The organism is Acidovorax sp. (assembly GCF_016783915.1).
Classification (GTDB): domain Bacteria; phylum Pseudomonadota; class Gammaproteobacteria; order Burkholderiales; family Burkholderiaceae_C; genus Acidovorax.
This window is the reverse complement of record NZ_JADHVT010000085.1, coordinates 1-19,400: the sequence shown is the minus strand read 5'-3', so window position 1 is coordinate 19,400 and position 19,400 is coordinate 1. Positions and strand designations below refer to the sequence as shown.

General features: G+C 63.3%; 21 protein-coding genes and 2 tRNA genes. 17 read left to right on the top strand and 6 right to left on the bottom strand.

All coding sequences use genetic code 11. The features are described from left to right. From ISS20_RS15435 to ISS20_RS15360, 16 genes are all read left to right on the top strand, one after another. On the top strand, positions 1–693 hold a 693-nt coding region (locus tag ISS20_RS15435; protein WP_291437912.1), incomplete at its 5' end, for a helicase-related protein. 251 nt (positions 694–944) lie between these two features. After that, a complete protein-coding gene (iscR, locus tag ISS20_RS15430; protein WP_015013980.1) occupies positions 945–1,481 on the top strand; it encodes a Fe-S cluster assembly transcriptional regulator IscR in 537 nt (178 codons plus the stop codon). Positions 1,482–1,596: 115 nt separating this feature from the next. Then, complete coding sequence (locus ISS20_RS15425) at positions 1,597–2,817, top strand: IscS subfamily cysteine desulfurase (protein ID WP_291437911.1); 1,221 nt, start codon at positions 1,597–1,599, stop codon at positions 2,815–2,817. Between the two features lie 39 nt (positions 2,818–2,856). Further along, the gene (iscU, locus tag ISS20_RS15420) at positions 2,857–3,258 is read left to right on the top strand and encodes a Fe-S cluster assembly scaffold IscU (protein ID WP_056063045.1); all 402 of its coding nucleotides are present in this window, start codon (positions 2,857–2,859) and stop codon (positions 3,256–3,258) included. 25 nt (positions 3,259–3,283) lie between these two features. Continuing rightward, positions 3,284–3,607: an iron-sulfur cluster assembly protein IscA gene (gene iscA / locus ISS20_RS15415; RefSeq protein ID WP_291437910.1), complete on the top strand. Its 324-nt coding sequence runs from the start codon at positions 3,284–3,286 to the stop codon at positions 3,605–3,607. A gap of 83 nt (positions 3,608–3,690) precedes the next feature. Further along, complete coding sequence (gene hscB, locus ISS20_RS15410) at positions 3,691–4,209, top strand: Fe-S protein assembly co-chaperone HscB (protein ID WP_291437909.1); 519 nt, start codon at positions 3,691–3,693, stop codon at positions 4,207–4,209. Between the two features lie 78 nt (positions 4,210–4,287). Further along, positions 4,288–6,159: a Fe-S protein assembly chaperone HscA gene (hscA, locus tag ISS20_RS15405; RefSeq protein WP_291437908.1), complete on the top strand. Its 1,872-nt coding sequence runs from the start codon at positions 4,288–4,290 to the stop codon at positions 6,157–6,159. A 41-nt stretch (positions 6,160–6,200) separates the two neighbouring features. Beyond that, on the top strand, positions 6,201–6,539 hold the full coding sequence (gene fdx, locus ISS20_RS15400; protein ID WP_015013986.1) for an ISC system 2Fe-2S type ferredoxin: 339 nt from the start codon (positions 6,201–6,203) through the stop codon (positions 6,537–6,539). Beyond that, complete coding sequence (gene dnaQ / locus ISS20_RS15395; RefSeq protein ID WP_291437907.1) at positions 6,539–7,252, top strand: DNA polymerase III subunit epsilon; 714 nt, start codon at positions 6,539–6,541, stop codon at positions 7,250–7,252. Before fdx ends, dnaQ begins: the two co-directional genes overlap by 1 nt. Before the next feature lie 37 nt (positions 7,253–7,289). Further along, positions 7,290–7,364: transfer RNA gene (locus tag ISS20_RS15390), tRNA-Val, on the top strand. Between the two features lie 51 nt (positions 7,365–7,415). After that, positions 7,416–7,490 (top strand) — tRNA-Val (locus ISS20_RS15385). A 156-nt stretch (positions 7,491–7,646) separates the two neighbouring features. Next, on the top strand, positions 7,647–8,684 hold the full coding sequence (locus ISS20_RS15380) for a histone deacetylase family protein (RefSeq protein ID WP_291437906.1): 1,038 nt from the start codon (positions 7,647–7,649) through the stop codon (positions 8,682–8,684). 36 nt (positions 8,685–8,720) lie between these two features. Beyond that, entirely contained in the window at positions 8,721–9,818 is a 1,098-nt protein-coding gene (locus tag ISS20_RS15375) for an NAD(P)/FAD-dependent oxidoreductase (RefSeq protein WP_291437905.1), read from the top strand. A gap of 143 nt (positions 9,819–9,961) precedes the next feature. Next, positions 9,962–10,264, top strand: a complete 303-nt coding sequence (locus ISS20_RS15370; protein WP_008904788.1) for a DUF883 family protein — start codon at positions 9,962–9,964, stop codon at positions 10,262–10,264. A gap of 45 nt (positions 10,265–10,309) precedes the next feature. Next, positions 10,310–10,705 (top strand): phage holin family protein, encoded by a 396-nt coding sequence (locus ISS20_RS15365; protein WP_099730347.1) that lies wholly within the window; start codon positions 10,310–10,312, stop codon positions 10,703–10,705. A 50-nt stretch (positions 10,706–10,755) separates the two neighbouring features. Further along, positions 10,756–11,043, top strand: a complete 288-nt coding sequence (locus ISS20_RS15360) for a hypothetical protein (protein ID WP_291437913.1) — start codon at positions 10,756–10,758, stop codon at positions 11,041–11,043. A gap of 129 nt (positions 11,044–11,172) precedes the next feature. Here the strand turns inward: ISS20_RS15360 and ISS20_RS15355 are convergent, their stop codons facing one another. Next, positions 11,173–12,225, bottom strand: a complete 1,053-nt coding sequence (locus tag ISS20_RS15355) for a quinone-dependent dihydroorotate dehydrogenase (protein ID WP_291437904.1) — start codon at positions 12,223–12,225, stop codon at positions 11,173–11,175. Positions 12,226–12,261: 36 nt separating this feature from the next. On the opposite strand from ISS20_RS15355, the gene rpiA reads away from it, so the two are divergent. Next, complete coding sequence (gene rpiA / locus ISS20_RS15350; protein ID WP_291437903.1) at positions 12,262–12,951, top strand: ribose-5-phosphate isomerase RpiA; 690 nt, start codon at positions 12,262–12,264, stop codon at positions 12,949–12,951. A gap of 129 nt (positions 12,952–13,080) precedes the next feature. On the opposite strand, the gene ISS20_RS15345 is transcribed toward rpiA, so the two are convergent. From ISS20_RS15345 to ISS20_RS15325, 5 genes are all read right to left on the bottom strand, one after another. Continuing rightward, positions 13,081–13,728 carry a glutaredoxin domain-containing protein gene (locus ISS20_RS15345; protein ID WP_291437902.1) on the bottom strand — a complete coding sequence of 216 codons (648 nt, stop codon included), beginning with the start codon at positions 13,726–13,728 and terminating at the stop codon, positions 13,081–13,083. A gap of 59 nt (positions 13,729–13,787) precedes the next feature. Continuing rightward, entirely contained in the window at positions 13,788–15,833 is a 2,046-nt protein-coding gene (locus tag ISS20_RS15340) for a M3 family metallopeptidase (RefSeq protein ID WP_291437901.1), read from the bottom strand. A gap of 69 nt (positions 15,834–15,902) precedes the next feature. Continuing rightward, on the bottom strand, positions 15,903–16,757 hold the full coding sequence (gene folD / locus ISS20_RS15335) for a bifunctional methylenetetrahydrofolate dehydrogenase/methenyltetrahydrofolate cyclohydrolase FolD (protein ID WP_291437900.1): 855 nt from the start codon (positions 16,755–16,757) through the stop codon (positions 15,903–15,905). Between the two features lie 73 nt (positions 16,758–16,830). Further along, the gene (locus tag ISS20_RS15330; protein ID WP_007848524.1) at positions 16,831–17,457 is read right to left on the bottom strand and encodes a response regulator transcription factor; all 627 of its coding nucleotides are present in this window, start codon (positions 17,455–17,457) and stop codon (positions 16,831–16,833) included. Continuing rightward, positions 17,454–19,400, bottom strand: a 1,947-nt coding sequence (locus tag ISS20_RS15325) for a PAS domain-containing sensor histidine kinase (RefSeq protein WP_291437899.1), incomplete at its 5' end; no start/stop codon positions are given. The genes ISS20_RS15325 and ISS20_RS15330, both read right to left, overlap by 4 nt.

Sequence of the window (19,400 nt, the reverse complement as noted above, 5' to 3'; positions counted from 1 at the left end):
GTACTCATTACCACGCTGACCAAGCGCATGGCCGAGCAGTTGACCGACTACCTCACCGACAACGGTGTCAAGGTGCGCTACCTGCACAGCGATGTGGACACCGTGGAGCGGGTGGAGATCATCCGTGACCTGCGTCTGGGCGCGTTTGACGTGTTGGTGGGGATCAACCTGCTGCGCGAAGGGCTCGATATCCCCGAAGTGTCGCTGGTGGCCATCCTCGACGCGGACAAGGAGGGCTTCTTGCGGGCTGAACGCAGCCTGATCCAGACCATTGGCCGTGCAGCGCGCAACCTGAATGGCCACGCCATTCTGTACGCCGACCGCATCACCGACTCCATGAAAAAAGCCATGGGTGAGACGGAACGCCGGCGCATCAAGCAGATCGCACACAACGAGGCCCATGGGATCACGCCGCGCAGCATTGTCAAGCGGGTAAGAGACCTGATTGACGGCGTGTACAGCGAAAAAGCCGGCAAGGACGCCGAACGTTTGGAGCAGGAAGCACTGCAGCGGGCGCAGGTGGAGGACATGTCCGAGAAAGACGTGGCACGCGAGATCAAGCGCCTGGAAAAGCTCATGCTGGAACATGCTCGCAACCTGGAGTTCGAGCAGGCGGCCCGGGTGCGCGACCAGCTCACGCGTCTCAAGGACCAGGCCTTTGGCGCGCACGGCAGCGATTCCGTGGCCTTGTAAAAGGGATTGCGATTGGGAATGCGATGAGAAAATACTATTGAGTCGATTAATAACTATTTGGTTTTTTAACCCGACAGAATCAATAGGGATTTGTGCTATACTTGCACAAAACACTCAACAAAACAGCCCAACGATGAAGGGCTCCGCAGCAGGTGACTGTGCGGAGTAAGGGGCGGAGACGGTGCCTCGCTGGCAAACAGTCAGCGCAGGCGGTTTCTTCAACGAACAAGCCTTAGCACAAGGAGCTTGCGATGCGTCTCACAACCAAAGGCCGTTTTGCGGTCACCGCCATGATTGATCTGGCCCTGCGCCAGAACAACGGCCCCGTCACGCTGGCTGCCATCAGCCAGCGCCAGCAGATTTCGCTGTCGTACCTGGAGCAACTCTTTGGCAAGCTGCGCCGCCATGAACTGGTGGAATCCACCCGTGGCCCCGGCGGCGGCTATACGCTGGCTCGCAAGGCAGGCGACATCACGGTGGCCGACATCATCGTTTCGGTAGACGAGCCTATCGACGCCACGCAGTGTGGTGGCAAGGAAAACTGCCTGGGTGAAGCCGGCCGCTGCATGACGCATGAACTGTGGGCCTCGCTGAACCAGCGCATGGTCGAGTTTTTGGACTCGGTCACCCTGCAAAAGCTGGTGGACGAGCAGCTCGCCAAGGGCGTACAGATCGAGGACAAACCCGTTGTGCGCCGTGCCATCTCCACGACGCCGGTGGTCAAGCCCATCCGCGTGAACGCCCCCAATTCGGTGTTTGCGCTGGGTAACGTCTTCGCCAAATCCTGATGCTTGGTGCGCCGTGCTGGCCCTGGGGTCGGCACTGCCCTGACCGCGTTGTAATCGTTTTCTTGTTTGTTCTGCCTCTTCTGTTTGCCAGCCAGAACCTTTTACTGAGCCAGCCATGGACATGACCCCGCACTTCCCCATCTATCTCGACTATGGCGCCACGACCCCGGTAGACCCCCGGGTGGTGGATGCCATGATTCCTTGGTTGCGAGAGCACTTCGGCAATCCGGCGTCGCGCAGCCACGCCTGGGGCTGGGAGGCTGAAGAGGCGGTGGAAAAAGCGCGTGTGCAGGTCGCAGAGCTCATTGGCGCCGACCCCCGCGAAATCGTCTGGACCAGTGGTGCGACCGAGTCCATCAACCTGGCCTTGAAGGGCGCTGCGCATTTCTACAAGGGCAAGGGCAAGCACCTCATCACGCTCAAGACCGAGCACAAGGCCGTGTTGGATACGATGCGCGAGCTGGAGCGCCAAGGCTTTGAAGCCACCTATCTGGACGTGCAGGAAGACGGTCTGGTCAACATGGATGCCCTGAAGGCCGCCATCCGTCCAGACACCGTGCTGATCAGCATCCTTTTCGTGAACAACGAAATCGGTGTGATTCAGGACATCCCCGCCATTGGCGCGCTGTGCCGCGAAAAGGGCATCCTGCTGCATGTGGATGCGGCCCAGGCCACCGGTCGTGTCGAGATCGACATGAACGTGCTGCCCATCGACCTGATGAGCATGACGGCCCACAAGACCTACGGCCCCAAGGGCATAGGGGCGCTCTACGTGCGCCGCAAGCCCCGCGTGCGGCTGGAAGCCCAGATGCATGGTGGCGGCCATGAGCGCGGCATGCGCTCGGGCACCTTGCCCACGCACCAGATCGTGGGCATGGGCGAAGCCTTTCGCATCGCCAAGGAAGAAATGGCAGAGAGCAACGCCAAGGCCAAGGCCCTGCAGCAGCGCCTGCTGGACGGCCTCAAGGACATCGAACAGGTCTATATCAACGGCAGCCTGGAGCGCCGTGTGCCGCAAAACCTCAACATGAGCTTCAACTTCGTCGAAGGCGAATCGCTCATCATGGGCATCAAGGGCCTGGCGGTGTCGTCGGGCTCAGCCTGCACCTCCGCCAGTCTGGAGCCCAGCTATGTGCTGCGCGCCTTGGGCCGCAGCGACGAACTGGCGCACAGCAGCCTGCGTATGACCATCGGCCGTTTCACGACCGAAGAAGAGATTGACTACGCCATCTCCACCATCCGCGAGAACGTGGCCCGCCTGCGCGAGCTGAGCCCGCTGTGGGAGATGTACAAGGACGGCATCGACATCAGCACCATCCAGTGGGCTGCTCACTGATTCCGCACACATTCTGGACGTATTGAAGAGGTACACATCATGGCTTATTCAGACAAAGTGGTTGACCATTACGAGAACCCCCGCAACGTGGGTTCGTTCGACAAGGGTGACGATTCGGTGGGCACCGGTATGGTGGGCGCGCCAGCCTGCGGCGACGTGATGAAGCTGCAGATCAAGGTGAACCCTGAAACCGGCGTGATCGAAGACGCCCGCTTCAAGACCTACGGCTGTGGCTCGGCCATTGCCTCCTCGTCGCTGGTGACCGAGTGGGTCAAGGGCAAGACGCTGGACGAAGCCGCGGCGCTCAAGAACAGCGAGATCGCCGAAGAGCTGGCCTTGCCACCCGTCAAGATCCACTGCTCCATCCTGGCGGAGGATGCCATCAAGGCTGCTGTGCTGGACTACAAGACCAAGCACGCCACCACGGCCACTGCCGCCTGATTGTTTGACAGATAGATCGAGAGACATGGCCATTACGCTGACAGAAGCTGCAGCCCGGCACGTCAACCGCTACCTTGCCCGCCGTGGCAAGGGGCTGGGCGTGCGTCTGGGGGTCAAGACGACCGGCTGCTCGGGGCTTGCCTACAAGCTGGAGTATGTGGACGAGAGCGAGCCTGAGGACATCGTGTTCGAGAACCACGGTGTCAAGGTGCTGATCGACCCCAAGAGCCTGGCCTACATTGACGGCACTGAGCTGGACTTCGTGCGTGAAGGCCTGAACGAAGGTTTCAAGTTCAACAACCCCAACGAGCGGGACCGCTGCGGTTGCGGGGAGAGCTTCCGCGTCTGAGCGCCTTTCGTTGATGTCACACCAAACCGCCAACGCGCTCTGTGCTGGCGGTTTTTTCTTGGATTTCTCTCTCGCCCCTGCGCATGAATCTGCAATCTGACGACTTCGAACTGTTTGGCCTCGCGCGTCGCTTTGCGCAGGAGCGCAGCGCCATCGACGCGCGCTGGAAGGATCTGCAGCGCGAGGCCCACCCCGACAAGTTTGCCGCCCAGGGCGCTGCGGCACAGCGTGTGGCCATGCAATGGTCGGTACGCATCAACGAGGCGTACCAGCGCCTGAAGGACCCGATGCGCCGCGCTGCTTACCTGTGCGAACTGCACGGTGCGCCCATCCGTGCCGAAGACAACACCGCCATGCCCGCTGCCTTTCTGATGCAGCAAATGGAATGGCGCGAGGCGCTGGAAGACGCCCGAGCAGACAGCGAGCTGGACGCGTTGGATGATGAGGTGGCGCAAGCCCGCCGTGCCGCGCTGGCGCAGTGCGAGCAACTCATCGACCAGCAGCAGGACTACGCGGGCGCAGCCCGCCAGGTCAGAGCCCTCATGTTCATTGCGCGATTTGCCGACGATATTGAGCGTCGCCGAGAGCAACTGGGACAATAGGGCGGTTTTGCATTCCCCAAGGGGCCCCTCGCGTGCTGATGCGATGGCGGGCTCCACCACGTAGAGATCCGAAATTTCATGGCGCTTTTGCAGATTTCCGAACCTGGCCAATCCCCTGACCCGCACCAGCGGCGCATTGCAGTGGGCATTGACCTGGGCACCACCCATTCTTTGGTCGCGGCGGTACGCAATGGTGTGTCCGAATGCCTCCCCGATGCCCAGGGCCGGGTGCTGCTGCCCTCGGTGGTGCGCTACCTCGCCAACGGCGGGCGTCAGATCGGCTATGACGCCGTGGCGGCGCAAGCCCAGGATGCACGCAACACCATCGCCTCGGCCAAACGCTTCATGGGGCGTGGCCTGAAAGACGTGGCAGAGGCAGGAAAGTTGCCGTACGACTTTGTGGTCGCCAACGACGCTGGCGCGGGCGGCATGGTCAGTCTCGCTACGGTGGATGGCAACAAGTCACCCGTCGAGATCAGCGCCGAGATCCTCGCCACGCTGCGCTACCGGGCCGAAGACACCTTCAACGACGATCTCTACGGCGCGGTGATCACCGTGCCCGCGTACTTTGACGACGCCCAGCGCCAGGCTACCAAGGATGCGGCCAAGCTCGCGGGCATCAACCTGCTGCGTCTCATCAACGAGCCCACGGCGGCAGCGATTGCCTACGGCCTGGACAACGCCAGCGAGGGCGTCTACGCCGTGTATGACCTGGGTGGGGGTACGTTTGATATTTCCATCCTGCGCCTGACGAAGGGGGTGTTCGAGGTGATCGCCACGGGCGGCGACTCTGCCCTCGGGGGCGATGACTACGACGCCGCGCTGGCAGAGTGGGTACTGCAACAGGTGGGGCAACAGGCGGTCACGCCTGCCGATAAGTCGGCCGTGCGCATGGCGGCGCGCCAATGCAAAGAGGCGCTGACTGCTACTGATTTGGTAGCGTTCAAGGCAGATTTATCTAGCGCTTCCGTGCAGTTTGACGTCAAACGCTCGGATTTTGATGCCGTGACCGCCGATCTGACTGCCCGCTCCATGGCGGCTGTGCGCCGTGCCCTGCGCGATGCGCATCTGGCGCGCGACGAGGTGCAGGGTGTGGTCATGGTGGGCGGCTCCACCCGCATGCCGCAGGTGCAACGGGCCGTGGCAGAGTTCTTCGGCAAGGAACCGTTGACCAATCTGAACCCGGACGAAGTGGTGGCCTTGGGAGCCGCCATCCAGGCCAACCAGCTGGCAGGTAACAACACCGCAGGTGACCTGCTGCTGCTGGATGTGATTCCGCTGTCTCTGGGCATCGAGACCATGGGCGGCTTGGTGGAGCGCATCGTCTCGCGCAACGAGACCATCCCCACCGCCAAGGCGCAGGACTTCACCACCTACAAGGATGGACAGACTGCTTTGGCCATCCATGTGGTGCAGGGCGAGCGTGACTTGGTGCAGGACTGCCGCAGCCTGGCGCGCTTTGAGTTGCGTGGCATTCCCCCCATGGCGGCAGGTGCTGCGCGCATCCGTGTGACCTTCACCGTCGATGCCGATGGCCTGCTGAGCGTGGCCGCCAAGGAGCAGGGCAGTGGGGTGGAGGCTCGCATTGATGTGAAACCATCGTATGGCCTCACGGACGACGAGATCGCGCGCATGCTGCAGGACGGCTTTGCCACGGCCGCGCAGGACATGAAGGCCCGCGCCGTGGTCGAGGCCCGTGTGGACGCAGACCGCATGTTGATTGCCACGCAAAGCGCACTGGATGCGGATGGCGACGTGCTGAGCCCCAAGGAGCGGGCTGCCATCGACGCTTTGATGGTGGCCTTGCGCCACCAGCGCGACGCCGACTATGCAGCGGCCATCGAGGCAGCCACCGAAGCCCTGGCCAAGGGCACCGAGGCGTTCGCAGCCCAGCGCATGAACCGCGGTATCCAGCAGGCGCTGGCCGGCAAGAACGTCGCAAGCCTGTGATGCGCCCCTGCGCATCCCTCTGAACAAGAAGAAAACACCCCATGCCCGTCATCAAGATCCTTCCCCATCCCGAATACTGCCCCGCAGGCACCGAGATCACGGCGCCTGCAGGCACTTCGATCTGCGAAGCCCTGCTGGACAACCACATCAACATCGAGCACGCCTGCGACATGAGCTGCGCGTGCACCACCTGCCACGTCATCGTGCGCCAGGGGTTGAATTCGCTGAATGCGGCAGAAGAAGAGGAAGAAGATCTGCTGGACCGCGCCTGGGGCCTGGAGCCACAGTCACGCCTGTCGTGCCAGGCCATCCTGGCGCAGACCGATCTGGTCGTCGAAATTCCGAAGTACACGATCAACCACGCGAAGGAAAACCACTGATGTCCCGGCAAATTGTTCTGGACACGGAGACCACCGGCCTTTCGGCCGAGGGGGGTGACCGCATCATTGAACTGGGTTGTGTGGAGCTGCTCAACCGCAAGCTGACCGGCAACAATTTGCACCTGTACTTCAACCCGGGCCGTGACAGCCATGAAGATGCGCTGAAGGTGCACGGCATCAGCAACGAGTTTCTGAAGGACAAGCCCAAGTTTGCGGATGTGGTGGATGACATCCTGCAGTACCTGCAGGGCGCCGAGATCATCATCCACAACGCAGCGTTTGACGTGGGCTTCCTCAACAAGGAGCTAGAGCTGGTGGGGCGCCCGGCGTTTGGCACCTATGTGCAGAGCGTGACCGACACGCTGGCCATGGCCAAGGAGATGTACCCGGGCAAGCGCAATTCGCTGGACGCGCTGTGCGACCGCCTGGGCGTGGACAACTCGGGCCGTACGCTGCACGGCGCCTTGCTCGACGCCGAGTTGCTGGCCGACGTGTACATCAACCTTACGCGCGGGCAGGATGCCTTGCTGATCGCCGATGATGGCCATGACAGTGCTGACGGTGTGAAGGTGGCTACCATCGATTTGCGTGGCCTTGCGCTGCCGGTGCTGCGGGCGAGCGAGCAGGAGCAGGCGGCGCATGCCGAGGTGCTCACGCAGATCGACAAGGCCAGCGGTGGCAAAACAATTTGGCGAACTCTCCAATCGACCTGAAAAGCTGTGCCATAATAGAAGGCTGTCGCAGCGACAAGGGTGATTAGCTCAGCGGTAGAGCACTGCCTTCACACGGCAGGGGTCACATGTTCGATCCATGTATCACCCACCATGTTGCTGTGAGACTTTTCGCAGCGGTATCTTTCTCCAAGGTGCTTGCGACGGGTGATTAGCTCAGCGGTAGAGCACTGCCTTCACACGGCAGGGGTCACATGTTCGATCCATGTATCACCCACCAATTTGAAAATCCCTGCAGGTTATTGACCTGCAGGGATTTTTTCTTTTTCGGTTCAAAACGCCCTCCAGCCCACAAAACCGTCGTATGGATCGGTGATGGAGTTTTGCCGGGGGCTGGCGCGCTACATTTGTCGCCCGTACCTGCAACGCCGCATCCATGATCACCTTCCACAATCCCTTGCACCAGGGGCATGCGCCCGTCCACGAATTCTTCCGGGGTGAACGTGTGCCGTGTTTTGAAAAGCCCGCGCGGGTGGACTATGTGGAGGAGGCCCTGCGCGCACGCGGCCACACCATGGTGGCGCCTGATGTGGACTGCAATGCCGTGCTGGAGCAAGTGCATGCACCGCGCTACCTGGCCTTTCTGCAAACCGCCTGGCAACAATGGCTGGCGCTGGACCCCGCCAACGCTGCAGTACAACCCTTTCCGTCGGTGTGGCCAGTGCGTACGCTGCGCAGCGATGTGGAGCCCGACAACTTCGTAGCGCGCCTCGGTCTGTATTCGATGGACAACGGCACCCCCATGGCGGCAGGCACTTGGGTCGCAGCCAAGGCGGGGGCGGACGCGGCGGCCAGCGCAGCGGCTCGCGTAGCGCAAGGCACGCGTGCCGCGTTTTGCTGTACACGGCCGCCAGGACATCATGCGGGCCCGGACTTCATGGGCGGCTATTGCTTCTTGAACAACGCCGCCGTGGCCGCACAGACCCTGCGCAACCAGGGCGCCCAGCGTGTGGCGGTGCTGGATGTGGACTACCACCATGGCAACGGCACGCAGAGCATCTTTTACGACCGCAGCGATGTGCTGTTCATCAGCATGCACGGCGACCCGCGCACCGAGTACCCCTTTTACCTGGGCCACGCCGACGAGACGGGCGAGGGGGCTGGCGCCGGCTTCAACCTCAATCTGCCTTTGCCCGCCGGCACCAGCGCGGCAACCTGGTTCGAAGCGTTGGAGAAGGCTTGCGCACGCATTGCGGAGTACCGCGCAGAAGGGCTGGTGATATCGCTGGGGCTGGATGCGTTTGAGGGCGATCCCATCTCACGGTTTGCACTGGCTTCGTCAGATTTCACGCGCGTGGGCGAGCGGCTAGCGCGGCTTGGTCTGCCCACGGTGTTCGTGCTGGAGGGTGGTTATGCGGCGGCCGAGCTGGGTACCAATGCCGTCAACGTGCTCGATGGTTTTGAGCAGGCCTGACCCAGCACCCGGCAGGTGATGCATGGAGACACACGGATGATTGATACGGTGGATTGTGTGGTGGTGGGCGCGGGCGTGGTGGGGCTGGCGGTGGCCCGTGCGCTGGCGTTGCAGGGGAGGGAGGTGATGGTGCTGGAAGCGGCAGACGCCATCGGCACCGGCACCAGTTCGCGCAACAGCGAGGTGATTCACGCGGGGCTGTATTACCCCGCAGGGTCGCTCAAGGCCAGACTGTGTGTCCGTGGCAAGGAACTGCTCTATGCCTACTGCTCGGAGCGCGCTGTGCCCCACCGCCGCTGCGGCAAGCTGCTGGTGGCCACCTCTGCAGCCCAGCTGGACAGCCTGGAAGGCATCCAGGCGCGGGCCCACGCCAATGGGGTGCTAGACCTGCAACGCCTGAACCGGGAAGAGGCCCTGGCGCTGGAGCCCGCGCTGGCTTGCGTGGGTGCTTTGCATTCGCCCAGCACCGGCATTGTTGATAGCCATGCGCTCATGCTGGCGCTGCAGGGCGATCTGGAGCATGCGGGTGGTGTTGTAGCGCTGAATTCGCCGCTAGCGCTAGCATCTATTGGCTCTGATGCTATTGATTTGGAAGCGATTGATGGCACACGCCTCCGCGCACGCACCGTGGTCAACGCCGCCGGGTTGCACGCCCCCGCGCTGGCTGCAAGGTTTGCGGGGCTGGCCCCGCAGCATGTGCCTACCGCTTACTACGCCAAGGGCAACTATTTCACGTTGACGGGCAAGGCGCCGTTCAGCCGACTGATTTACCCGGTGCCCGAAGCGGCTGGGCTGGGTGTACACCTCACGCTGGACCTGGGCGGCCAGGCCAAGTTTGGCCCGGACGTGCAATGGGTGGACTCGCCCGACGATCTGCAGGTGGACCCCGCGCGCGGCGATGCCTTTTATGCCGAGGTGCGCAAATATTGGCCGGGCTTGCCAGATGGCGCTCTGGCGCCGGGCTACGCTGGCATGCGCCCCAAGATTCACGGGCCCAGTGCATCCGCTGCCGACTTCGTCATTCAAGGGCCTGCTGTCCATGGGGTAGCAGGGCTGGTCAACCTCTTTGGCATCGAGTCGCCCGGCTTGACAAGTGCCCTGGCCATTGCGGAGCATGTGGCTGCGCTGGTTTGATCTGCGGCAAGCCATTTGCAATCAGTAACCTCTTGCGTCCCCGTCCTACGAGGGGTTTCTGCGCGGATGGCTAAGATGAACTTCAGCCCCAACGTTCGCGTACGGGGTTTCCATCACTCTTGGCACTACACAGAAAGGCTTGTATGACTGCTTCTGACACCACGACCACCCAGGGCGAACTGGAAAAGCTGGTTTCCGATCTTCGGGGGCTGTTGGCCAACAAGGACCTGGACGCAGTGCCTGAAATCAAGCTGCTGCGCCAACGCCTGGACGATGGTATGCACAACGTGCGTGAATCCGCTGTGCGCGCCGCTCAGGACGCCGCCCGCCAAGCGAAGGAAGCCGCTTTGGCAGCCGACCGCTACGCCCATGACGAACCTTGGCGTGTGGCGGGTGCCGCATTGGCCGTGGGTGCGTTGGTTGGCTTTCTGCTTGCACGCCGCTGATCGTCGCTGTCCTCCCATGACGGCACGCCACAGAGGCAACAAGACATGAATTGGCTCTCGCTGCTGGGTCTGGAAGGGTTGGCCGCTCGCTGGCGTGCCAACCTGATCGAGGGCGCCATCGCCGCCGAAGACCGGATGGATCTGGCCCGCCTGGAATGGGCGGACCTCAAGCAGCGGCTGCAACAACTGCTGGTGCTTACCATTCTGGTCGTTGGGCTCACGGTGGTGGCCCTGATCATGGTGTCGCTGGCGGTGCTGGTGCACTTTTGGGACTCCCCGCAACGCACGCTGGTGGCGTGGCTGGTGGCTGCCGTGTGGGCTGCAGGCTGGGCCGCCGCCACGGTGTCGTTGGTGTCTGTGGCGCAGCGCGCGGGCAGCGGCTTTGCGCTGACGCGGCGAGAGTTGGCCCAGGACTGGCGTGACATCAAGGAGCGCTTGTGAGCACCCCCCACCCAACCACTGGTACACCGCAGACTGCAACCACAGTAAAACTGGTAGCTACGTCGGAACAGCAGCGTGTGCTTGACCGAATTGAACTGCAGCGCGAGCGGCTGCGTGCCCGCCGCGTGGCCCGGGCCCAGGCCCGCGCGCTCGCGGAGCAAGCCGGAGGTGCCACAGGCAGTGGAGATGCCTCGCTGGCGCTGCGCGCCGCCGGGTTCGCGCGCGAACACCCGCTGGCGGTGGCGGCCATGGCCGGTGTCGCTCTGGTGGCCGGCCCGCGCAGGTTGATCCGGTGGGCGGGCATTGTCCTGCCGATGCTGATGCGCTTGCGGCGCTGACCACTGGCGGGGTTGCGGAGGGCGGCGCCCTGCTGCTCAAACCCACGCCGAAAACTGAAACGGAGCCCTGTTGCCAGAGGCTCCGTTTTCTTATGGGGCCATGCGGTCGAGCGTTTGTGGCCCGAGGGTTTAGCGCAAGGCCTTGATGGCCTTGGCGGCCTTCACAACCAGCGCAGGGCCTTCATAAATCAGGCCGGTGTATATCTGCACCACGTCTGCCCCTGCGCGAATCTTGCTCACTGCGTCGTCGGCGCTCATGACGCCGCCGACACCAATGATGGGGAATCCGCTGCCCAAGGTTGCGCGCAGCTGCCGAATGACCTGGTTGCTGGCTTCCAGCACCGGAGTGCCACTCAACCCCCCCGTCTCCTCCGCGTAGCGCATGCCCTGCACCGCAGCGCGGCCGATGGTCGTGTTGGTGGCAATCACACCGTCCATGCCGTGGCGCTGCAGCGTCGCGGCGATCACTGCCACCTGGGCTTCATCCAGGTCCGGTGCAATCTTCACAAAAACCGGCACGCGCCGCTGGTGCTGGGCGGCCAGCGTCTCACGGCGCTCGGCAATCGCTCCCAGCAGTGCATCCAGTGCGGTATCGCTTTGCAATGCGCGCAGGTTCTGGGTGTTGGGGGAGCTGATGTTGACCGTCACGTAGTCGGCATGGGGGTATACGCCCTCCAGGCAGATCAGGTAGTCGCTGGTGGCGTTCTCGATGGGGGTGGTGGCGTTCTTGCCGATGTTGAGACCGAGCAGCATGGGGTGCTGACGGTTCTGCTTGCGAAACTGCGCCTGCTGCACATTGCGCAGGAAGGCATCCAGGCCTTCGTTGTTGAAGCCCAGGCGATTGATGAGTGCGCGGGCCTCGGGCAGGCGAAACATGCGCGGCTTGGGGTTGCCCGGCTGCGCTTTGGGGGTCACAGTGCCCACTTCCACAAAACCGAAACCCATGGCGCCCAGCGCGTCAATGCAGCGCGCATTCTTGTCCAGGCCCGCCGCCATGCCCACGCGGTTGGGAAACTTCAGCCCCGCCAGGGTGATGGGGTCGTTCACGGTTTCGTTGCACCAGGCCCATTGCAGCGGCGTGCGCTGCCCGCGCGCCAGCATGTCCATGGTGAGTTCGTGAGCGGCCTCGGCATCCATGCCGAAGAGAAAGGGGCGGGTGAGGGCGTAGGGGATCAGGGACATGGGGAGATAATTCAGGATTACCCCCGATTTTCTCCCATGACGACCACCACTCCCCTGACCCAAGACGAACTCAAGACCCTGGTAGGCCAAGCCGCGCTGCAATACGTGGTGCCTGGCGAGATTGTGGGGGTGGGTACCGGCTCCACCGTCAACAAGTTCATTGACGCCCTGGCGGGCATGAAGGACCAGATCAAGGGCGCTGTATCCAGCTCCGTAGCCAGCACGGAGCGCCTGAAGGCACTGGGCATTGCCGTGTTCGATGCCAATGAGGTGCGATCGCTGTCCGTCTACATCGACGGCGCGGACGAGATTGACGGCCAGGGTTACATGGTCAAGGGCGGCGGCGCTGCACTGACACGCGAGAAGATCGTGGCGGCGCTGGCCGAGCGGTTTGTGTGTATTGCTGACGAGTCCAAGCTGGTCAAGGCCCTGGGCCAGTTTCCGCTGCCGGTGGAGGTGATCCCCATGGCTGCCAACCACATTGCGCGCCGTTTTGCCGCCATGGGTGGACAGGCCAGCCTGCGCCTCAAAGACGGACAGCCGCTGGTGACCGACAACGGCCAGCACATTCTGGACGTGAAGGGCCTGTCCATCACCGACCCGCTGGCGTTCGAGTCAGAGATCAACCAATGGCCTGGCGTGGTGACCGTAGGGGTGTTTGCTCATCAGAAGGCATCCGTGTGTCTGCTGGGCACGGCGCAGGGCGTGAAGACGATTACCTATTGATGAATGATGGTGGAGCGGGTGACAAGCCCAGCCCGTTGTTCGCCAATGCAAAAGGGGCCTCCAGAGGCCCCTTTTGTTGGGTAGATGTGAATCGATCAGCCGCCCGGAGGCGGAGGCTACATCACAGTGTCAGAACCGGATGCCAGCGGGATTGCTCGGTGTTGGGCCGTCATTGACCGGTGGAGGAAGCGCGGGCCGTGCAGGCGCTTTCGGTTCAGCGGCGGGTGCGGACTCCACCGGCTTGGCCGCAACCAGTGGGGTGGGCGCTGGCTGGCGGTAGTTGCTGGGCAACTGGGATTGTTTGGGGTAACCCGCTGCGTCGAGGTATTGGATCCACTCCGCGTCCGAAAAGCCCACCAGTTGCTGGCCGCCAATGGTGCCAAAAGGCAGGCTGGTGCTGCCACTCAGGCGTTGCAGTGCGGCGATGTCCTCATTGCTGGCCACTGTGCGTTCGGTGTAGGGCACTCCGCGCGATGTGAGCAAGTTACGCACACTCACGCAGGGCGCGCAGTCGCTGCCGGTGTAGATGGTCACAGGGTACCGGTTGGCCACCTGGCGCAGTTCGTAAGGTAACGCTCCATTGGCTGCTGCTGGGCTAGCGGTCGGGGCTGCGGTGCTGCGTGCAGGCGGCGCGCTGGCCTCGGCGGGAGGACGGTCTGAGAAGGTCACCTTGCCGTCGGGTCCGACGATGCGATAGACGGATTGTGCCTGAGCACCCACACAAGCCAGGGCCATCAACAAGGATACGGCGGCAGGGGCGAACGTAGTACGGGGCATGCGGGTTCTCCTCATTCTTGTGGGGCGGTGGTTCTTGTGGGCCAGGCGACAGACCGCACTCAGGCAGTCAGTTCTTCCGCCATGCCCTGGTGGCGCAGCAGGGCATCCAGACTGGGCTCGCGGCCACGGAAGGCCTTGAAGGACTCCATGGCGGGGCGGCTGCCACCCGCTTCCAGGATGGCCTCACGGTAGCGTCTCCCGGTTTCGGTGCTGGGCAAGCCGTCGGTGCCGGCGGTTTCTTCAAAGGCGGCGTAGGCGTCGGCGCTGAGTACCTCGGCCCATTTGTAGCTGTAGTACCCCGCTGCATAGCCGCCAGCAAAGATGTGGCTGAAGGTGTGGGCCGTGCGGCTGAACGCGGGCGGCTGCAGCACGGCCACTTCCTGGCGCACCTGGGTCAGCAGGGGCATGAAGTCCTGGGCCGGGTCGTGTTCGGTGTGCAGCAGCATGTCGAACAACGCAAACTCGATCTGGCGAAGGGTCTGCATGCCGCTCTGGAAGTTCTTGGCGGCAATCATCTTGTCAAACAGCGTGCGCGGCAGCGGCTCGCCGGTGTCCACGTGGGCCGTCATGTGTCTGAGCACATCCCATTCCCAGCAGAAGTTTTCCATGAACTGGCTGGGCAGCTCCACGGCGTCCCATTCGACGCCGCCAATGCCGGAAACATCGCGTTCGTTCACCTGGGTCAGCATGTGATGCAGTCCATGGCCAAATTCATGGAACAGCGTGATCACGTCGTCATGGGTCAACAGTGGCGGCTTACCGTCCACGCCGTCCGCGAAGTTGCAGACGAGGTGGGCAATCGGCGTTTGCAGCACTCCGGTGTCGGGGCGCTGCCAGCGCGTGCGCACGTCATCCATCCAGGCGCCACCCCGCTTGCCGGTGCGGGCGGGCTGGTCGAGGTAGAACTGGCCCACCAGTTGGCCGCTGCGCTCGATGCGATAGAACTCCACCGCAGGGTGCCACACCGGTGCCGTGTCGCGGCGGATGGACACTTCAAACAGCGTCTCGATGATCTTGAACAGGCCTGCCAACACCTTGGGGGCCGTGAAGTAGGCCTTGAGCTCCTGCTCACTGAAGGCGTAGCGCGCTTCTTTGAGCTTTTCAGAGATGTAAGGCCAGTCCCAGGGCTGCGGGTCGGTCAGCCCCAGGTGTTCGGCTGCAAAGGCGCGCAGGTCGGCCACATCCTTTTCGGCATAGGGCCGGGCGCGGCGGGCGAGATCACGCAAGAACTGGACAACCTCGGCGGGTGACTGGGCCATCTTGGGCACCACGGACACTTCACCAAAGTTGGCGTAGCCCAGCAGCTGGGCTTCTTCTCGGCGCAAGGCCAGGATTTCGCCAATCAGCGCGGTGTTGTCGAATTTCTGGCCTTCGCCTTCGGCCTGGTCCGAGGCACGGGTGACATAGGCGCGGTATAGCTTGGCGCGCAGGTCGCTGCGGGTGGCAAACTGCATCACCGGCAGGTAGCAAGGCATCTTCAGGGTGAGCTTGTAGCCTGGTTTCCCGTCCGCCTGTGCGGCCGCCAAAGCGGCTTGCTGCACATCGGCCGGTACACCGTCCAGTTCCTCCGCGGTGGCGTAGTAGGCAAAGGCATCGGTCGCGTCCAGCGCGTTTTCGCTGAACTTCTGGCTCAGCTCGGCCTGGCGTTCCTGGATCTGGGCGAAGCGCTCTTTGGCCGCCCCGGTCAGCTCAGCGCCGCTGAGTACGAAGTTGCGCACTGCGTTGCGGTGGGCTTGGCGCTGCTCGGTCGTCAGGGTGGCGGGGTCGATGGCCTTGTACTTGGCATAAAGGCGTTCGTCAGCGCCCAGGCGGGTCCAGAACTCCGTGACGCGGGGCAGGGCGGCGTTGTAGGCCGCGCGCAGTTCCGGTGTGTCGGCAACGCTGTTGAGGTGGCTGACAGCCCCCCAGGCGCGGCCGAGCTGTTCGGTGGCTACATCCAGCACCTTGGCGATGGCATCCCAGCGGGCAGGGAAGTCGGGCGCCGTGACGGTCTCCAGAGCCTGGTTGGCACGCTCCAGCAGCACATCAACCGCAGGGGCTACGTCCTGTGGGGTGATGCGGTCAAAGGCGGGGAGGTCGGAGAAGTCGAGAAGGGCGTTGCTCATGCGGGATTAGATGGCGCCAGGCGGCGCAGGTTCAAGTTGCAAAGCGGCTGGCGTCTTCCCCGGGCGCGGTCAGCGCGCGGCAGCCCGCTCGGCGGCTTCGATGGTGTTCACCAGCAGCATGGTAATGGTCATGGGCCCAACCCCGCCAGGGACGGGGGTGATCCAGCCCGCCACCTCTTTGACGCCCTCAAAGTCCACATCGCCGCACAGTTTGCCGTCGGCCTTGCGGTTGATGCCCACGTCGATCACGATGGCACCGGGCTTGACCATGTCGGCGGTGAGCGTGTTGGCGCGGCCGACCGCAGCCACCACGATGTCTGCCTGGCGGGTGTAGTAGCCCAGGTCGGGGGTGCCGCTGTGGGTGACGGTGACCGTGGCATTGGCCTGCAGCAGCAGCAGGGCCATGGGCTTGCCCACGGTGTTGCTACGGCCGATGACCACGGCATGTTTGCCCTTGATCGACTGGCCCGTGGACTCGATGAGCTTCATGCTGCCGTAGGGCGTGCAGGGGCGGAAACCGTCCAGCCCGGCCAGGAGTTCACCGGCCGACAGTACCGAGTAGCCATCCACATCCTTGGAGGTGGCAATGGCCTCGATGACCTTGTGCGGGTCAATGTGCTTGGGCAGGGGCATCTGCACCAGGATGCCGTGCACCGTGGGGTCCGCATTGAGGGCTTCGATGCGTGCCAGCAGCGCAGCCTCGCTCAGATCGGCGTCGTACTTTTCAAAGATGGAACGCACGCCGCTGTCCTCGCAGGCCTTGACTTTGTTGCGCACATACACGGCCGAGGCTGGGTCTTCGCCCACCAGAATCACCGCCAGGCCAGGCTGGTGGCCACGGGCGGTGAGGGCGGCAGCGCGTTGCGCCACCTCGCTGCGAAGTTGGCGGGAAAGGGCGTTGCCGTCGATGAGTTGGGCTGTCATGTCAGAGAATACAAGTCAAAATGGCTGGTGGCGCTAGTGCAATATGCGCTGGTAGCTATCAAAATGAGAGCGATCAGCCCTTGGGCGCGTTCTGCCCCAGAGCGATCTTGAGCAGGTCGGCCACGGTGTTGGCGTTGAGCTTCTCCATGATGTTGGCGCGGTGCGCCTCCACCGTCTTGATGCTGATGCCCAGGTCGTCGGCAATCTGCTTGTTCAGGCGACCGGCCACGATGCGTTCGAGCACCTGGGCTTCGCGGCTGGTCAGCTTGGACAGCAGGGCATCGCGGCTGGCGGCCTGCTGGTAGCCCGCGAAGGCTTCGCGGGCGTGGTCCAGCATGCGCTCGACCAGACCCACCAGTTCTTCTTCGTCAAAAGGCTTCTGGATGAAGTCCAGCGCGCCTTTCTTCATGGTGTTCACGGCCATGGGCACGTCGCCGTGGCCGGTGATGAACACGATGGGCAGCGGCGATTTGCGCTCAATGAGGCGGTCCTGCAGCTCCAGACCCGTCATGCCGCCCATGCGGATGTCCACGATCAGGCAGGCCACCTCGCGCGGGTCGTAGCGCGACAGGAAGGTTTCAGCCGAATCAAAGCAACGCACCCGGTAGTCCTTGCCTTCCAGCAGCCACTGCAGGGAATCGCGAACTGCTTCGTCGTCGTCCACAACGTAAACAGTGCCTTTTTTCGGAATCAAGCTCATGCAACAGTCCTTGGGTTTTGTTCGTTTGCTACAGAATTTGTAGTGGCATCAGCAGGCTTGGCGAGCGGCAGCCAGAAGGAGAACCTGCAGCCTGTGACCTCCGGGCCATTGTAGAGGTTCTCCGCCTGCATCCGACCCTGGTGCGACTCGACGATGCTGCGGCACAAATTGAGACCCATGCCCATGCCTTCCTGCTTGGTGGAGAAGAAGGCCTCGAACAGGCGCTCCAGCACTTCAGGGGCGAGGCCTTTGCCCGTGTCCTGCACCGAGAACTCGACCACCTGGCGGTCATCGATCTGCTTGGGCACCACACGCAGCTCCACGCTGCGGTTGGCGGCGGGGCGGTCGGCATGCTGGATGGCTTCGGCGCCGTTCTTCATCAGGTTGACGAGCACCTGCTCGATCAGGATGGTGTCGGCCATCACCTGCGGCAGGCGCGCGGCGACGTAGTGCGTCAGGCGCACGTTGTGCCGGCGCAGCTCGATGTCGGCCAGCTCGACGGCTTCGTTGACCATCGAATGCACGTCGGCCAGCGTGCGGTTGGGCTCGCTCTTTTTCACGAAGGAGCGGATCCGCTGGATGATCTGGCCTGCGCGCTGCGCCTGGTGGGCCGTCTTTTGCAGGGCTGTGAGCAGTGCCTCTTCGGTGAGCTGGCCGCTCTGTATGCGCGAGACCATGCCGCTGCAGTAGTTGTTGATGGCGGTGAGGGGCTGGTTGAGTTCGTGCGCCACGCTGGACGCCATCTCGCCCATGGTGATGAGGCGGCTGACCGACTGCGCGCGCTCGGCCTGCCGCTGGGCCTGTTCCTCAGCTAGGCGGCGGGGGGTGATGTCCGTGGCAATTACCATCTGGGCCAGGCGGCCGTCCACCCAGTTCAGATAGCGCGAGCGCACTTCCAGCCATTTGCCCAGGTCGGGCAGGTAGATTTCGGCGTTTTCACTGCGGGCGCTGGTCAGCGTGTCGGTGGGCAGGCCCATCAGGCCGTCCTCATCGTCCATGCCACTTTGCTCCTTGCCCGCAATCGGCACCACGCCTGCCTGCGCCACCAGTTGCAGGTGCCCGCCGGTTTGCGACCCGAACCACTGGCGGTAGAGCTTGTTGGCAAAAAGCAGTTCTTCGCTGCCCAGTGGTGCCACCGACACCGAGGCGTCCAGCGACTCCAGCACGATGGTGAAGCGCTCGTGCGACGCCGACAATTGTTCCCGGATGCGATTGGGTTCCGTGATGTCGGTCATCGACGTCATCCAGCCCGTCTGCTGGCCATGGGCGTCGATCAGGGGTGACACATAAAGCCGGGCGTCGAACAGCGTGCCGCTTTTGCGCTTGACGCGCACCTGAAAGCCGCCTGCCATGGTGTTGCCGCGCAGTTCGTCGCGCAGCTTGGCCTGCAGGGTTTCGTGATCGGCCTCGGGCCAGTAGGGGAAGGGAGCCTTCAGGCCCACCAGCTCTTCGGCACTCCAGCCCGTCATCTGGCAAAAGGCGGCGTTCACATAGCTGATGCGGCCTTCCATGTCCAGGGCGCGCATGCCGGTGAGGATGGAGTTTTCCATCGCCCGGCGAAAGTTGGTCTCGGCCACCAGGGCCTCTTGCGCCTGCATTCGGCGACGGGTGTGGCGCCAGGTGGCGATCAGCATCCAGGCCGTCATCGCGCTCAGCGTGCCCACCAGCCAGAACAGCCCGCTGCCCACCACGCCAAGCGACGTGCGGTACGCCTGTGCGCGCAGCACCAGACCGTTGCCGACGGGGGAGACCGGTACCTCGTACTCGTTGACCTTGGGCGTCCAGGGGAGCAACTGCGTGGCCTTGTTACGCGGGCCCAGCGGCGTGCCCGCCAGCACCTGGTTCTTGCTGTCGAGCAGCGTCACCGCGTAGCGCGCCAGCACTTCGGTGGGGGTGCCGTAGCGCAGCAGGCTGTCGATGGAGTATTCGCCCAGCACCACGCC

Excerpts from the sequence above, each read along its gene's own strand:
- dnaQ (WP_291437907.1), top strand. The coding sequence starts at position 6,539 with ATGTCCCGGCAAATTGTTCTGGACACGGAGACCACCGGCCTTTCGGCC.
- ISS20_RS15370 (WP_008904788.1), top strand. The coding sequence starts at position 9,962 with ATGACTGCTTCTGACACCACGACCACCCAGGGCGAACTGGAAAAGCTG.
- folD (WP_291437900.1), bottom strand. The coding sequence starts at position 16,757 with ATGACAGCCCAACTCATCGACGGCAACGCCCTTTCCCGCCAACTTCGC.
- iscR (WP_015013980.1), top strand. The coding sequence starts at position 945 with ATGCGTCTCACAACCAAAGGCCGTTTTGCGGTCACCGCCATGATTGAT.
- ISS20_RS15365 (WP_099730347.1), top strand. The coding sequence starts at position 10,310 with ATGAATTGGCTCTCGCTGCTGGGTCTGGAAGGGTTGGCCGCTCGCTGG.
- ISS20_RS15380 (WP_291437906.1), top strand. The coding sequence starts at position 7,647 with ATGATCACCTTCCACAATCCCTTGCACCAGGGGCATGCGCCCGTCCAC.
- ISS20_RS15375 (WP_291437905.1), top strand. The coding sequence starts at position 8,721 with ATGATTGATACGGTGGATTGTGTGGTGGTGGGCGCGGGCGTGGTGGGG.
- ISS20_RS15330 (WP_007848524.1), bottom strand. The coding sequence starts at position 17,457 with ATGAGCTTGATTCCGAAAAAAGGCACTGTTTACGTTGTGGACGACGAC.
- fdx (WP_015013986.1), top strand. The coding sequence starts at position 6,201 with ATGCCCGTCATCAAGATCCTTCCCCATCCCGAATACTGCCCCGCAGGC.
- ISS20_RS15340 (WP_291437901.1), bottom strand. The coding sequence starts at position 15,833 with ATGAGCAACGCCCTTCTCGACTTCTCCGACCTCCCCGCCTTTGACCGC.
- ISS20_RS15355 (WP_291437904.1), bottom strand. The coding sequence starts at position 12,225 with ATGTCCCTGATCCCCTACGCCCTCACCCGCCCCTTTCTCTTCGGCATG.
- ISS20_RS15425 (WP_291437911.1), top strand. The coding sequence starts at position 1,597 with ATGGACATGACCCCGCACTTCCCCATCTATCTCGACTATGGCGCCACG.
- ISS20_RS15345 (WP_291437902.1), bottom strand. The coding sequence starts at position 13,728 with ATGCCCCGTACTACGTTCGCCCCTGCCGCCGTATCCTTGTTGATGGCC.
- hscA (WP_291437908.1), top strand. The coding sequence starts at position 4,288 with ATGGCGCTTTTGCAGATTTCCGAACCTGGCCAATCCCCTGACCCGCAC.
- iscA (WP_291437910.1), top strand. The coding sequence starts at position 3,284 with ATGGCCATTACGCTGACAGAAGCTGCAGCCCGGCACGTCAACCGCTAC.
- rpiA (WP_291437903.1), top strand. The coding sequence starts at position 12,262 with ATGACGACCACCACTCCCCTGACCCAAGACGAACTCAAGACCCTGGTA.
- iscU (WP_056063045.1), top strand. The coding sequence starts at position 2,857 with ATGGCTTATTCAGACAAAGTGGTTGACCATTACGAGAACCCCCGCAAC.
- hscB (WP_291437909.1), top strand. The coding sequence starts at position 3,691 with ATGAATCTGCAATCTGACGACTTCGAACTGTTTGGCCTCGCGCGTCGC.